The organism is Actinospica sp. (genome assembly GCF_035552695.1).
Classification (GTDB): Bacteria; Actinomycetota; Actinomycetes; order Streptomycetales; family Catenulisporaceae; genus Actinospica.
In genome coordinates, this window is sequence record NZ_DASZKT010000079.1 from 13,615 (window position 1) to 27,750 (window position 14,136).

Below are 14,136 nucleotides of genomic sequence, written 5' to 3' on the forward strand. Positions count from 1 at the left end.
GGTCCACGATGGGCCCATGACCGATCTCATCGACCTGGCCGGCAAGACGATCATCGTCACCGGTGCCTCCTCCGGAATCGGCGCGGCGACCGTGCGTCGACTGCATGCCGCCGGTGCCCATCCCGTACTCGCGGCGCGGCGCGCCGACCGGCTGGCCGCGCTGAGCAAGGAACTCGACGGCGCGCTGGCCGTCCCCACCGACGTGACCGACCCCGCGCAGGTGCGCGACCTGGTCGCCGCCACCCTCGACCGGCACAAGCGCATCGACGGACTGGTCAACAACGCAGGCGCCAGCATCGCCGGACGACTCGACCAGGTCGATCCGGTCGAATTCGGCCAGATCCTGCAGCTCAACACCGTCAGCCTGCTGACGATGACTCAGGCCGTGCTGCCCGCCATGCGAGAACAAGGCTTCGGACGCATCGTGAACGTCAGCTCCGGCACCACCCGGTACACCGCCGTCGGCCACGGCGCCTACGCGTCGACCAAATCAGCGGTCAACATGCTCAGCGCCGTGCTGACCCAGGAACTGGCCGGCGACGGCATCGCCGTGTCGCTGCTGCTGCCCTCGATCACCGCCACCGAATTCGGCGACAGCATGTTCACCCTCGGCGCGTCGCCCCGACCGGGCTTGGTGGTGCAGAGCGCTGACTACGCCGCCAGCGTGGTGCTGCGAATGCTGCGCACCGGCGAGGAATCCTTCGACATCCCGCACGGCCCGGAACAGCCGGACGTCGCTCGGGTGCCCGACCGGTCCGCCTGATCACTCATCAGGCTGCGGGCTTGGCCGCGTCGATGATGGCGCGGAGATAGGCGATGGCGGCGTCGTGCCGCTCGGGCGACGGCAGGTGCGTCGTGAACGCGATGAAATGGGCGGCGATCACCGCCTGCACGGCTGCCAGGCACAGCTCCATCGTGGGGTGATCCTCAGGCAGCCCGACCTGGGCGATGAGCGCTGCCCGGCCCACCTTCGTGGCCTCGGCCAGGCGCGCATTGGCCAGGGCGAGCAGGTCCGGGTTCGCCGCCCACATCGCATCGGTGAGCCCCATGAGCTCCGGGTCGAAGAGCTGCTCCTCCTCCGAGAGCCACCCGTCGAGCACCTCGGCCAGGTCCGTGTCCGAGGCCGCCGGCAGGGCGCCGGTCAGCCGCGCGGCGATCTCGTCGGCGAAGGACGTGGCCAAGTCCAGCTTCGACGGGAAGTAGCCGGTGACCGTCCGCACGGCCACCTCGGCCTCCTCGGCGATATCGGCCAGCGTGGTGTGCTCGAAGCCGCGTTCGGCGAACAGCCGCATGGCGGTGCGCTGAATCAGCGCGCGCCGCTTCGCCTTCGACCTTTCGCGCAATCCGGGGGCACGGTCCGGCGCGGGGCTCGGAGGGGTCGGAGAGGCCGGTGGCATGCGGCCATCCTAGGCCATGCGGCAAACTTGCCAGCAAAGGCAAAAATGCCTAGTGTGGCAAGCATTGGCCCTGGGAGTGCGGGCAGCGTCGCCCGCAGCGCATCCGGCCCTGTCCCCGTGCGAGGAGTTGCGACGCGATGTCCGTCTACCTTTACCGATTGGCCCGCTGGTGCTTCCGGCGACGCTGGGCCGTGCTCGGCACCTGGCTCGTCGCGGTGCTCGCCACCGTGGTGATCGCCCAGGCCAGCGGCGGTAAGACCAGCAACACCTTCACCATCCCGGGCACCGAGGCGCAGCAAGTCGTCTCCGTGCTGCAGCAGAAGCTCCCGGCCGCCTCGGGCGGCTCGACGCAGGTCGTGTTCGCCGCGCAAGACGGTTCGGTCTCCGACGCGGCCAACACCGCGGCCATCGACAAGGCCATTGCGCAACTGCACAAGCTGCCGCAGGTCGTCGCCGTCACCAACCCGTTCCAGACCAAGTCGATTTCGCCGGACGGCAAGGTCGCGCTCGCCACCGTCGCCTATGACGTCGCGGCGTCAGACGTGAAGGCCAGTACGGTCAACGATCTCGAACCGGCGGTCTCCGCGGCCCAGCACGCGGGGATCGAAGTCGAGTTCAGCGGCGGGGTCTACCCGCAATCGAGCTCTGGCGCGGACTCCGAGGTCCTCGGCCTGCTCGTGGCCCTGCTGGTGCTCATCCTCACCTTCGGCTCACTGCTCGCGGGCGGCCTGCCGATCATCACGGCGCTGTTCGGCGTGATCATCTCGATGATGGGGCTGACCGCGCTCTCCGCCGTCGTCCAGATCGCGTCCGCCTCCACCTCGGTGGCGACGATGCTCGGCATCTCCTGCGGCATCGACTACGCCCTGTTCATCCTCTCCCGGCACCGCGCCTACCTCGTCGAGGGCTACGAACCGGAGGAGGCGGCCGGACGTGCCGCGGGCACCGCGGGCAGTTCGGTCGTCTTCGCCGGTCTGAGCGTGGTCATCGCGCTGTGCGGACTGGCCGTGGTCGGCATCCCCTTCCTGACCGTGATGGGCCTGGCGGCGGCCGGAACCGTGCTCGTCGCCCTGCTGATCGCGCTCACCCTGCTGCCGGCCGCGCTCGGCTTCGCGGGCAAACGCGCCGCGCGCTTCTCCCGCATCCCCGGTCTGCGTCGCGCCGAGAAGGCGACCGTCACCTCCGTGACCGAACCGGCCAGGCTCACCGGCACCCGCTACGCCGCCTGGGTGGTGCGCCACCGCTTCCCTGTGCTGATCATCGGCGTGCTCATGCTGCTCGCCCTTGCCCTGCCGGCCCTGCACATGGACCTCGGCATCCCCGGCGCGAGCTCCGAGCCCACCAGTCAGACCGACCGCCGCGCCTACGACCTGACCACCGGGCACTTCGGCCCAGGCTTCAACGGACCGCTGACCATCCTCGCCGAGAACGTCACGAGTTCCGCCGAGGCCCAGCAGGTCGCCACCGCACTCGGCGATCAGCCCGGCGTGGCCGCCTCCACCGTCTCGACCGTCACCGACGGCATCGCGCTCATCAGCGTCGTTCCGACGACTGGACCCAACGACCAGTCGACCACGAACCTGGTCAACCACATCCGCGCCGACCGCGCGCGGTTCGAGGCCGGCACCGGCGCCCGCATCCTGATCGGAGGCGCCACCGCCACCAACATCGACGTCTCCAGCAAACTCGGCAGCGCCCTGCCCGTCTTCCTGATCACCATCGTCGGCCTGGCGTTCCTCCTGCTGACCTTCGCCTTCCGCACGATCCTCGTCCCGCTCAAATCCATCCTCGGCTTCCTGCTCTCCGCGGCCGCCGCCCTCGGCGCGCAGGTCGCCGTGTTCCAGTGGGGCTGGTTCAAGAAGGTGTTCGACATCGAGCCGAGCCAGACCCTCAGCTTCCTGCCGATCATCCTGCTCGCGGTCCTGTTCGGGCTGTCCAGCGACTACGAGGTCTTCGTCGTCTCCCGGATCAAGGAGCACTTCACGAAGACCGGCGACGCCCGCGAGGCAGTCGTGTACGGCACCGGCCGCTCCGCCCGTGTCGTCACCGCCGCGGCCCTGATCATGACGGCCGTCTTCGCGTCCTTCATCTTCACGGACAACCCGACCACCAAGGCGATCGGCTTCAGCTTCGCCATCGGCGTCCTGCTCGACGCCTTCGTCGTCCGGCTCACTCTCGTGCCCGCGCTCATGGCCATCGTCGGCGAACGCATCTGGTACCACCCCAAGTGGTACGCCAAGCACGTCCCCGACCCCGACCTCGAGGGCGAAAAACTCGAGGAGAAGCTGGGAGGCCGGCCTCACGCCCCCGTGTCGGCCGACGGCCCGGCGCCGGCGGTGACGGGATAGGAGACGAACGCGAAGCGCGTGGAGTCGGGACTCCAGCTATTGACATTGATGGTGCCCTGCCCGCCGAACAGCGGCACCCGGGCCAGCGGCGTGGACCAGTCCGCGACATCGACGAGGACGAGCTCCACGCCGAGGTTCTCCGGGTGCCCCTCGGTGCCGGCCGGAAACTGCAGGTATACCGCGAGGCATCCGTCCGGCGAGACGTGCGGGAACCAGTCGACGGTGTCGGTGGAGGCGAGCCGCTCGACCTTGTCGGTGGAGGGATCCGCACTCGGCACTCTGGCCAGTTGAGCGTGTCCCGGCCTGGGCGCCCAGCGTTCGGTGTTGAAGTAGATCCATTCGCCGTCGGGAGACCACTCGGGCCCGTCGACGTGGCCCGCACCCGTCTCCAGCACCGTGACAGGGCCGCCGTCAGCGGGAATCAGCGCGAGCCTGGACGGCCCGCCCGAGGCGTCGATCCGCACGAAGCCGAGCGTCGTGCCGTCCGGTGAGACTCCGTGCAGATAGTGCCACACGCCGTCCTCGCTGGTGACCTGACGTACGCCGCCGCCGTCCAGAGACCCGCGGTAGATGTGGCCATCCTCCGCCGACATGAAGATCGAAGCGCTGCCGGGATCGAGCACGTGGTCGTTGTTGATGGCCGGCAGGCCCTCATAGGCGATGCGGCGGGGTTCGCCGGGGGAGTCGAGCGGAAACGCCCACAGCCCGCCGCCCCCGTTGAGGTAGAGCGTCCCACCGTTGCCGCCCCAGTTGGGTGCTTCGAAGAGCATGTCGTCGAACTCGGCGACGACCGTGTCCGTGCGCGATTCCACATCGAACACGTGCAGGCGGCACTTCTGACCCGGTGTCAGGACCCGCCCGAGGGCAGCAGTGGTCATATCTCGGCTCTCCTGTCAGTCCTGTGTGTCCGCCGGCAACAGGTGCTCGACGGTGGGTTCGCCTTCGGCCAGGTCGTCCGCTCGCTGCTGGAACTCGGCGTCGGCGCCGGTCAGTCGGCTTTCGTGTTGGTGGAGGTGTTCTTCCCACGAGGGCAGTTCGAAGACCTCGACGAACAGGTCCGCGTCGGCGCCGTCGCGGTAGGTGCTCCACCGCGTCGCGCCGGTGCGTCGCCGCGAGAGTCCGACCAAGTCCATCGCCTCGAGGAACGCCGCATGGTCCGGCTCGGCGACCCGATACCGCTTGACCACGAGCACCGGACCGCCGTCGGGTTCGGGTTCGAATACCAGGTTCGGGGTCGGCCAATGCGCACTCGTGGTGCGGTCCAGCTTCCCGGTCAGCGCACGCAGCGGCAGCCAGCGCACGCTCAACGCCGTCGCGCCCAGGAGCGCCGCGGCCGCCGCGAGGACCGGTTCGCTGCCGAACGGACCGGCCAGCGCTCCCCAGGCGAGCGAGCCGAGGGCCTGGCCGCCCATGAACACGAGCAGGTAGGCGGCGAGAGCGCGGGCGCGCACCCACGCGGGGAGCGAGAGTTGCAGCGCCGAGTTGAGCGTCGAGAGCGAGACCAGCCAGGCGACGCCTGTCAGCACCATGACGACCGTCACTACCGCCACGTTGGAGACGACGCCGAGGATCAGCGTGCCGCCGCCGAACACCAGCGCAGAAGCCACCAGCAGCCGGTTCGCCGAGAGGTGGGTGCGCAGCCGAGACAGGTACAGCGCGCCGAGCACGGCTCCGACGCCCAATGCCCCCAGCAGCAGGCCGTATCCGCCCGCCCCGAGACGTAGCCGGGAACTCGCCACGACCGGCAGCAGCGCCCACAGCGCGCTGCCGGGGACCACGAACAGCGCCGAACGAATCAGGATCCGCCGCACCGAAGGCGCGTTGCGCACATACCGGGTGCCGGCGTGCAGCGCGGCCAGCGCACGCTCGGGCCGCGCCGTTCCCGCCTGCGGCCGGCGGTGCCACATGGCCACGGCCGCGACCACGCCGAGGAAGGACACTGCGTTGATCGCGAAGACCGCCGCCGGACCGGTCGCGGCCACCAGCACTCCGGCGACCGCGGGCCCGACCGCCCGGGCGAGGTTGACGGTGAGGCTGCCGAGCGTCGCGGCGGCCGGGATCTGCTCGCGCGGCACCAGCTCCGGCTGGATCGCCTGCCAGGCCGGTCCCGTCAGCGCCTGCCCGCAGCCGAGCAGGAACGTCAGGACCAGCAGCACCGCGGGAGTCGTCAGCCCCACGGCCGTCAGCCAGGCCAGCACGCCGGCGACCACCGCCATCCCCAGTTGCACGACCAGCAGCAGCCGGCGCCGATCGAGTACGTCGGCCAGCACCCCCGCGGGCAGCGAGAACAGCATGACCGGCAGCAGGCTGGCGGTCTGCACCGCCGCCACCAGCGTGGTCGACGTCGTGTGCTCGACCAGCAGCCACTGCGCCCCGACCGTCTGCATCCAGGTGCCGACGTTGCTGCCCAACTGCGCGAACCACAGCGCCCGGAAAACCCCGTCGCGCAACGGCGCCCAAGCCCCGGTCGCCGGCCCGGCCGCAGAACCGGCCGAATCCGGAACCGATGAAGCAGAACTCTTCACGTCCACTCTTCCCGCCGCACGTATCCGCCGAGGGCAGTATGCCCGTCAACCTCGGCACCTCGTGCCACTGTGTCCGGTTTGCGCGGGAGGGCGATATGTCCGCACCGGCGGCCTGGGGTTGTTGGCGTGGCGTGTCCAGAGCGAACGGCCCCCGCGCGCCTGTCGTGGAACCGGGGCGAGAACTCGTTCTTCGTCTCGCTGCGCGGCGAAACCACCGACGAGGTCACCACGTACTGGACGAAGCTGTCCGACGGCGCGACCGTCCTGCAGCCGCTCGGCCCCGCACAGTGGGCGCCGCTCGACGGAATGCTCACCGACCGGTTCGGCATCACCTGGGTCGTGGAGGTCGTCAGCGAATACGCCGCGTCCTTACCGCCGAAGCCCGGGGCGGCAATCCGCCCCGGGCGACCAGGGACCCGAGGAACCAGAACGCCTGCCGCGTGTCGGTGCCCGTGAACGAGGGCGGCGCGGCCCCGCTCATGTGGTCGGCTGACGGCGTTCGGCGAGCCAGACGAGTGCCGCGAGCGCGGTCAGCAGCGCAGCGAAAAGGGCGACGTCGGACCAGCCTCCGCCGGCCAGGATCACGCCGGTGACCGCGGAGGACATGGCGCCGCCGGCGAAGACGGCAGTCATGTAGACGGAGTTGGTGCGGGCGCGGGCGCCAGGGTGCAGGGCATAGACGTCGCGCAGGCTGAGCACGTGGTTGCCCTGCACGGCGAAGTCCAGCAGCACCGCCGAGATCACGAGCAGGAGGACGCTGCCCGAGCCGAAGGCGGCGAGCAGCAGCGCGGCCACACCCAGCAGCGTGGCCACGCCGCGTCCGGCGACCGCGTGGCCTCGGTCGCCGAGGCGGCCGGCGATCGGGGCGGCCGTCGCCCCCGCCGCGCCGACGAGCGCGAAGACGGCGACCTCCGCCTGATTGAAGCCGTGATGCCGGATCAGTTCGTCGGCGATGGCGGTCCAGTAGGCGGTGAACGCGCCGAACATCAGCGCCTGCGACAGGGCCCGGCGCCGCAGCACCGGCTCGGTGCGCGCGAGCGTCACCGAGGAGGCGACCAGCCGCGAGTAGCTCGCGGAGTGGTCCGGCTGCCGGTGCGGCAGCAGACGGACGAGAGCGAGCGCGGTGAGCAGCATGACCACCGCGGAGATCGCATAGATGCTGCGCCAGCCCCAGGCCGCCGCGGCCAGGCTGGCCACGGAGCGCGCGAGCATGATGCCCAGCAGCAGGCCGCCGGTGACCTGGCCCACGTACCTGCCGCGGGTCTCTTCCGGTGCCAGGTGCGCGGCGAGCGGCACCAGCACCTGGGCGACCACCGAGGCCAGGCCGACCAGCGCGATCGCGATGAGGAAGACCGCGAAGTCCGGAGCCAGTGCCGCGACCGCCAGCGCGACGGCGGTGACCACGAGCGTGCGCGAGGCGAGCGCGCGGTTCTCCCGCAGGTCGCCGAGCGGGAGCAGGAAGGCCAGGCCGAGCGCGTAGCCGACCTGGGTGAGCGTGACGATCAACGCCGCGGTGCCGTTGGACACCCCGAAGCTGTGGCCGATCGGGATGAGCAACGGCTGCGCGTAGTAGAGGTTGGCGACACTCGCCCCGCAGGCGAAGGCCAGCACCAGCATGATCAAGCGCAGACCCCGGGATTCGCCCGTCGGCGTCGACGGCGACGCGGTCGCTTCAGGTGCGGGTGCCGCCGCGGAATCCGCGGCGGCGGGCGGGCGGCCGTCGCTGGAGGGCAGTTCGGTCCGCGTCATGTCAGTGCAGCTCCCGTGAGTAAGTAAACGATGCGTTTACCTGGAACCGTGCCTGCTGCCGGGATATTCCCGGGCTTGCCGACGGAATGGGGATACGCTGCGGCTACACCTGAGAGAGGGACGGCGGCCGTGAACCAGACCCCGCGGGAAGCGCGTGACCGGGACGAACGTGGCTGGCGGCCGCGTACCGAGCAGTTGCGCGACCGCGTGCTGACCGCCGCCGGCGAGCTCATGTTCGAGGGCGGCCTGGCCACCGCGACCATGGAGGCGATCGCCGCCCGCGCCGGGGTGAGCAAGCGCACGCTCTACAAGTACTGGCCCTCGCGCGGAGCCGTCGCCCTCGAGGGGTTCATGCGCAGCGCCGCCTCGTCCTGGTCGCTGCCGGACGACGCCTCGGCGACCGAGTCGCTGACGGTCCTGGTGGTCGGTGCCGCCCGGCTGTTCGCCGGCACTCCGGCGGGGTCGCTGATGCGCTCGCTGGTCGCGGACGCGCAGTCGCAGGACGAAGTCGCCACGGCGATCCGCGAGCAGTGGCTGCGACCGCGGCGCGTCGTCGCCGCGGACCTGATCCGGCGAGGCGTGGCCGAGGGCGAGTTCCGCGCCGACATCGACATCGAGATCACCCTCGACCTGCTGTTCGCGCCGGTCTATTACCGGCTGCTGCTCGGTCACGAGCCGATCACCGACGCTTTCGCCGCCGCGGCGGTCGAGCATCTCGTCGCCGGGCTGCGCCGCTGACGTCGGCCGGCCCGCTAGGGGTGAGTGAGCCGTTCGCCCTAGCGATCATCCCAGGTCAGCGGCTTCCGACCTGGGATGATCTCATGCTCCTGATATTCTGTTTCCGCAGGTCGGACCACTGACTAGATGTCGTAGTAGAGCTCGAACTCGTGCGGGTGGGGGCGGAGGCGGATCGGGTCGATCTCGGCGGACTGCTTGTAGGCGATCCAGGTCTCGATCAGGTCGGGGGTGAAGACTCCGCCGGCGGTGAGGTAGTCGTGGTCCTCCTCGAGGGCGGCGAGGACGGCGGGCAGGGAGCCGGGGACCTGGGGGACGGCGGCGTGCTCGTCCGGCGGGAGCTCGTAGAGGTCCTTGTCCACCGGGGCCTGCGGCTCGATCTTGTTCTTGATGCCGTCCAGGCCGGCCATCAGCATCGCGGAGAAGGCGAGGTACGGGTTCGAGGACGGGTCGGGCACCCGGAACTCGATGCGCTTGGCCTTCGGGTTGGCGCCGGTGATCGGGATGCGGATGCAGGCCGAGCGGTTGCGCTGCGAGTAGACCAGGTTCACCGGGGCCTCGAAGCCGGGGACGAGGCGGTGGTACGAGTTGACCGTCGGGTTGGTGAACGCGAGCAGGCTGGGCGCGTGCCTGAGCAGGCCGCCGATGTAGTAGCGCGCCATGTCCGCGAGGCCCGCGTAGCCGATCTCGTCGTAGAACAGCGGCGAGCCGTCCTTCCACAGGCTCTGGTGCGTGTGCATGCCCGAGCCGTTGTCGCCGAACAGCGGCTTCGGCATGAACGTCGCGGTCTTGCCGTGGCCCCAGGCGACGTTCTTGACGACGTACTTGAACAGCATCACGTCGTCGGCCGCGGCCAGCAGGGTATTGAACTTGTAGTTGATCTCCGCCTGGCCCGCGGTGCCCACCTCGTGGTGCGCGCGCTCGACCTCGATGCCCACGCCGCGCAGCGCGAGCACCATCTCGTCGCGCAGGTCCGCGTAGTGGTCCACCGGCGGCACCGGGAAGTAGCCGCCCTTGTACCTGACCTTGTAGCCCTGGTTGCCGCCCGGCTCCTCGCGGCCGGTGTTCCACCAGCCCGCCTCGGAGTCGATGTGGTAGAAGCCGCCGTTGACCTTGGTCTCGAAGCGCACGTCGTCGAACACGTAGAACTCGGCCTCGGGGCCGAAGTACGCGGTGTCGGCCACGCCGGTGCCCTTGAGGTACGCCTCGGCCTTCTTCGCCACGTTGCGCGGGTCGCGCGAGTACTGCTCGCCGGTCAGCGGGTCGTGGATGAAGAAGTTGACGTTGAGCGTCTTCTCCTTGCGGAACGGGTCGATCCGGGACGAGGTCACGTCCGGGAGCAGCTGCATGTCGGACTCGTGGATCGCCTGGAAGCCGCGGATCGAGGAGCCGTCGAACATGACGCCCTCGGTGAAGAAGCGTCCGTCGACGGTGTCGGCCGGCACGGTGAAGTGCTGCATGACGCCCGGCAGGTCGCAGAACCGGACGTCGACGAACTTGACGCCCTCGTCCTTGAGGTACTTGGTGACCTCATCGGGATTGGTGAACATCGATCCTCCTTAGCAAGGCCCCGCCTCGGAGGAAATCCGGGGCCGCAACGGTGCTCCAGCTCCAACTTAGTGTCCGAAAAGTTACGGTGGAGCGGTTACCCGCAGGTGTCCTTATCGTTTCTGCCATGTTACGCGGCTGATCAGCGGCCCCCGCGCGTCGGGCCGCCCCGAACGGGCGATAACGTGGTGTCATGACTGAGCAGAAGGCGGCCCGCGACGCCGCCCCGGGCGCGTCCTCGACCCGTGCCGCGCTGGGGGGCTGGCTGGAAGGCCCGCTCCCGAAGGACCAGGAGGCGGGCGAGTACCGCGGGGAGCACCTGGGCCTGCCGGAGTCCGGTCCGGGCTCGCTCGCCGGGCAGGGCCGCCGGCTGGGCGCGCTGCTGGTGGACTGGATCATCGCGTATCTCGTCGTGGCCGCGTTCGGCTGGCACCCCTCCTCGGCGCAGGGGCAGTGGGGCGTGCTGGCCATCTTCGCCGCCGAGCACCTGGTCCTCATCTCCACGCTCGGCTTCACCATCGGCAAGCGGCTGTTCCGGCTGCGCGTCGGCAAGCTGGGCGGTCCGCTGACGCCGCTGAACGTGATCGTGCGCACCCTGCTGCTGATGCTGGTGATCCCCGCGGTGATCTGGGACCGGGACGGCCGCGGACTGCACGACCGGCTCGCCGGGACCGTCGAGCTCCAGAGCTGAAGCCCCGCGACCCCGGTACGGAGCACGCGGCGTCGGACCACGGCGAAGGCCCCTGACGTGATGTCAGGGGCCTTCCGCCGTCCTACGGGCCGGTGAACTTCGACTCGGTGAGCTCAGCGCATGCCGCCGCGCTGGGTCCGGGCGCCCTTGGGCAGCGGACCCTTCGGCATGTTGGCCATCGGGCCGGTCTTGGTCGCTATGGCCTCGAGCCGCTTGCTGTACTCGGAGGCCTGCGCGCTGGTCAGGTTCCGCTTGCGCAGGCCGCGCCGGGTCAGCGTGGTGACGAGCTTGGTCAGCGGGGTCTGGCCGGCCGCCACGTCCGGGCCGACGATGACCTCCTCCATCGCCACGTCCGGGCCGAGGTAGCGGGACACCGCCTTGCGCTCGTTGGTGAGCAGCTGCTTGACGCGGCTCGGGTCGCCCTCGGCCAGCAGGATGATGCCGCCGGTGCCGATCAGCCGGTGCACCATGTCCTGCTGCCGGTTGAACTGCACCATCGGGGTCAGCTGCCAGTTGCGCTTGAACCGGCGGTCGGAGTCGAGCACCGAGTACGCCGCGCCGGGCTGCCCGTCGATCTGCTTGTACTGCGCGCGCTGCACCCGCCGGGAGAGCGTGATGGTGGCGGCGAGCACGCCGCAGAGCAGGGCCAGGATGATCGCGATGACCAGCCCGAAGACCGACCCGCCGACCAGCAGGTAGAACAGCACGAAAACGACGGCGGCCGCGCCGAGGCTCCAGCCGAGCATGACGACCGTGAGCTTCGGGTCGAGCCGCTTCGTCAGCTTGTACGCGTAGCCGAACTGCGCCAGGCGGCCGGTGGGCGGCGGCGCGTTGAGGAGGTCATCAGAGGACGGGTTGGCCATAGTGAGAAGGATACGGTCCCGAGCGGGCGCCGACCTAACCTGGGGCGCCTTCGGAGCCGGGGACGCGCGCGCTCAGACCCGCTCGTCCTGTTCCGTCGGCGCGGCCCACGCCTCGCGCGCCTCGGCGCGCTGCCTGGCCCGCTCCCGGTCCCGCTGCACGGCCGCCCAGGCGTTGGCCCGCGCGACGACCATCGCGTCGCCGCGGAAGACCAGTTTCTCGACCGTCGAGAGCACCGTGCGCACCGCGGCGCGCCGTCCTGACGTCGAGGGCGTCGTCACACTCACACGTGTCGTGGTCATCGTCGTCATCGTCAGTCGGACCCCCAGTCCTCCGCTCGGTGGCGGTGCGGCGCTCTTTCGCCAGCGGCGGCAATGCCGAGTCTAGCCGGATACCGCCCATCATCAACACCGGGAGTTACCGGGCGTGTCGTTTCCGGTAACCAACGGGTTAAGCGAATGCAGGTGACGATCAGCGCGACCGCGATGTGGCCTGATCGGAGATTTCTCGCGTTGTTCCCATTGTCTCAGATCAACTGGGCCGTTCGGACCATTGAACAGCCTTTTGATATCAGATGACGGGGATCGGCGCCGCGGCGGGCCGGCGCGCCTCGATCGCCTGCTGGTAAAGCCTTCCGGCGCGGTACGAGGAGCGCACCAGCGGCCCGGACATGACGCCGGAGAAGCCGATCTCCTCGGCCTCCGCCTGCAGTTCGATGAACTCCTCGGGCTTGACCCAGCGCTCCACCGGGTGGTGCCGCGGCGACGGACGCAGGTACTGCGTGATGGTGATCAGCTCGCAGCCCGCCTCGTGCAGGTCGCGCAGCGCCTGCGAGACCTCCGCGCGCTCCTCGCCCATGCCCAGGATCAGGTTGGACTTGGTCACCAGACCGTCCTCGCGGGCGCGCCGGATGACCTCCAGCGAGCGCTCGTAGCGGAAGGCCGGGCGGATCCGCTTGAAGATGCGCGGCACCGTCTCGACGTTGTGCGCGAGCACCTCGGGCCGCGAGGAGAAGACCTCGGCCAGCTGCTCGGGCACCGCGTTGAAGTCCGGGATCAGCAGTTCGACGCCGGTGCCGGGCATCGCCGCGTGGATCTGCCGCACGGTCTCCGCGTACAGCCAGGCGCCGCCGTCCTCCAGGTCGTCGCGGGCCACGCCGGTGATGGTGGCGTAGCGCAGGCCCATCGAGGCCACCGACTCGGCCACCCGGCGCGGCTCGTCGCGGTCCAGCTCGGCCGGCTTGCCGGTGTCGATCTGGCAGAAGTCGCAGCGCCGGGTGCACTGCTCGCCGCCGATCAGGAAGGTCGCCTCGCGGTCTTCCCAGCATTCGAAGATGTTCGGGCAGCCGGCCTCCTGGCAGACCGTGTGCAGGCCCTCGTCCTTCACCAGTTGGCGCAGCGCCGTGTACTCCGGGCCCATCTTCGCCCGGGTCTTGATCCACGAGGGCTTCTTCTCGATCGGGGTCTCGCTGTTGCGGACCTCGAGGCGAAGCAGCTTTCGGCCCTCTGGGCTCACCGTGGTCACTGGAACACCGTCTCCTTGCAGATCAGAATGAGCTACAGCCTACGCCGCGACCTTGTTGCGCACCCGGTCGGTGGCCGCGCCCTTGGGCTCGGTCAGCAGGTGCAGGTGGCGCTCCACGATCGGGAGCACCTCCTCGATGGCGACCCGGCGGCCGAGCTCGCGGCTGAGCGTGGTCACGTCCGCGTCCGGGATGCCGCACGGCACGATGCGGCTGGTCCAGCCGAGGTCGTTCTCGCAGTTGAGCGCGAAGCCGTGCATGGTCACGCCCTGGGCGAAGCGCAGGCCGAGCGCGGCGACCTTGCGGTCCTGCTCGCCCTCGTGCTTCGCGAGCACCCACACCCCGGAACGGCCCTTGACCCGGTCCGTGACGAGGCCCAGTTCGGCGCAGACCTCGATCAGCACCTGCTCGACCCGGCGCACGAAGTCGACCACGTACACGCCCTCGGGCAGCCGCACGATCGGATAGCCGACCAGCTGCCCCGGACCGTGCCAGGTGATCTTCCCGCCGCGGTCGACCTCGACCACCGGCGAGCCGTCCCACGGCCGGTCCTGCGGTTCGGTCCGCCGCCCCGCGGTGAACACCTCGGGGTTGTGCTCGAGCAGCAGCACCGTGTCCGGGGCCTCGTCCGCGACGCGCGCCGCATGGATCTCGCGCTGGGTCGTCCAGGCGCTGTGATACTCGACCCCGTCGGCGCCGAAGCCGGCGTGGATGATTCGTAGTGCAGTATCTAACTCGCGCGCGTTGACGGTCACCGTTC

General features: G+C 70.0%; 13 protein-coding genes and 1 pseudogene. 5 read left to right on the plus strand and 9 right to left on the minus strand.

The window, feature by feature from the left end:
• Positions 1-16 precede the first annotated feature (16 nt).
• Positions 17-763, plus strand: a complete 747-nt coding sequence (locus VG296_RS10495; RefSeq protein WP_325565446.1) for an SDR family oxidoreductase — start codon at positions 17-19, stop codon at positions 761-763.
• 7 nt (positions 764-770) lie between these two features.
• Here VG296_RS10495 and VG296_RS10500 read toward each other — a convergent pair whose 3' ends face one another.
• Entirely contained in the window at positions 771-1,397 is a 627-nt protein-coding gene (locus VG296_RS10500; RefSeq protein ID WP_325565447.1) for a TetR/AcrR family transcriptional regulator, read from the minus strand.
• A 137-nt stretch (positions 1,398-1,534) separates the two neighbouring features.
• Here VG296_RS10500 and VG296_RS10505 point away from each other — a divergent pair, with 137 nt between their 5' ends.
• Positions 1,535-3,745, plus strand: a complete 2,211-nt coding sequence (locus VG296_RS10505; protein ID WP_325565448.1) for an MMPL family transporter — start codon at positions 1,535-1,537, stop codon at positions 3,743-3,745.
• Here the strand turns inward: VG296_RS10505 and VG296_RS10510 are convergent.
• Both VG296_RS10510 and VG296_RS10515 read right to left on the minus strand, forming a co-directional pair.
• A complete protein-coding gene (locus VG296_RS10510) occupies positions 3,697-4,623 on the minus strand; it encodes a hypothetical protein (protein ID WP_325565449.1) in 927 nt (308 codons plus the stop codon). The two genes, VG296_RS10505 and VG296_RS10510, sit on opposite strands and share 49 nt — an antisense overlap.
• Before the next feature lie 15 nt (positions 4,624-4,638).
• Positions 4,639-6,270: an MFS transporter gene (locus VG296_RS10515; protein WP_414641082.1), complete on the minus strand. Its 1,632-nt coding sequence runs from the start codon at positions 6,268-6,270 to the stop codon at positions 4,639-4,641.
• 150 nt (positions 6,271-6,420) lie between these two features.
• Here VG296_RS10515 and VG296_RS32780 point away from each other — a divergent pair.
• Positions 6,421-6,636 (plus strand): annotated as a pseudogene (locus VG296_RS32780) (VOC family protein); the annotation flags it as partial.
• A gap of 111 nt (positions 6,637-6,747) precedes the next feature.
• On the opposite strand, the gene VG296_RS10525 reads toward VG296_RS32780, so the two are convergent.
• Positions 6,748-8,019 (minus strand): MFS transporter, encoded by a 1,272-nt coding sequence (locus VG296_RS10525; protein WP_325565452.1) that lies wholly within the window; start codon positions 8,017-8,019, stop codon positions 6,748-6,750.
• Positions 8,020-8,148: 129 nt separating this feature from the next.
• On the opposite strand from VG296_RS10525, the gene VG296_RS10530 reads away from it, so the two are divergent.
• A complete protein-coding gene (locus VG296_RS10530; RefSeq protein WP_325565453.1) occupies positions 8,149-8,757 on the plus strand; it encodes a TetR/AcrR family transcriptional regulator in 609 nt (202 codons plus the stop codon).
• Between the two features lie 122 nt (positions 8,758-8,879).
• Here the strand turns inward: VG296_RS10530 and glnA are convergent, their stop codons facing one another.
• Positions 8,880-10,304, minus strand: coding sequence for a type I glutamate--ammonia ligase (gene glnA / locus VG296_RS10535; protein WP_325565454.1), 1,425 nt, complete (start codon positions 10,302-10,304; stop codon positions 8,880-8,882).
• A gap of 191 nt (positions 10,305-10,495) precedes the next feature.
• Between glnA and VG296_RS10540 the strand changes: the two genes are divergently transcribed.
• Positions 10,496-10,993: an RDD family protein gene (locus tag VG296_RS10540; protein WP_325565455.1), complete on the plus strand. Its 498-nt coding sequence runs from the start codon at positions 10,496-10,498 to the stop codon at positions 10,991-10,993.
• A 113-nt stretch (positions 10,994-11,106) separates the two neighbouring features.
• On the opposite strand, the gene VG296_RS10545 is transcribed toward VG296_RS10540, so the two are convergent.
• The 4 genes from VG296_RS10545 to lipB form a co-directional block, all read right to left on the minus strand.
• Entirely contained in the window at positions 11,107-11,856 is a 750-nt protein-coding gene (locus tag VG296_RS10545) for a DUF4191 domain-containing protein (protein ID WP_325565456.1), read from the minus strand.
• 72 nt (positions 11,857-11,928) lie between these two features.
• Complete coding sequence (locus tag VG296_RS10550) at positions 11,929-12,156, minus strand: hypothetical protein (RefSeq protein ID WP_325565457.1); 228 nt, start codon at positions 12,154-12,156, stop codon at positions 11,929-11,931.
• A gap of 268 nt (positions 12,157-12,424) precedes the next feature.
• Positions 12,425-13,378 (minus strand): lipoyl synthase, encoded by a 954-nt coding sequence (gene lipA / locus VG296_RS10555; protein WP_325565458.1) that lies wholly within the window; start codon positions 13,376-13,378, stop codon positions 12,425-12,427.
• Between the two features lie 39 nt (positions 13,379-13,417).
• Positions 13,418-14,131 (minus strand): lipoyl(octanoyl) transferase LipB, encoded by a 714-nt coding sequence (gene lipB, locus VG296_RS10560; RefSeq protein ID WP_349259519.1) that lies wholly within the window; start codon positions 14,129-14,131, stop codon positions 13,418-13,420.
• Positions 14,132-14,136 lie beyond the last annotated feature (5 nt).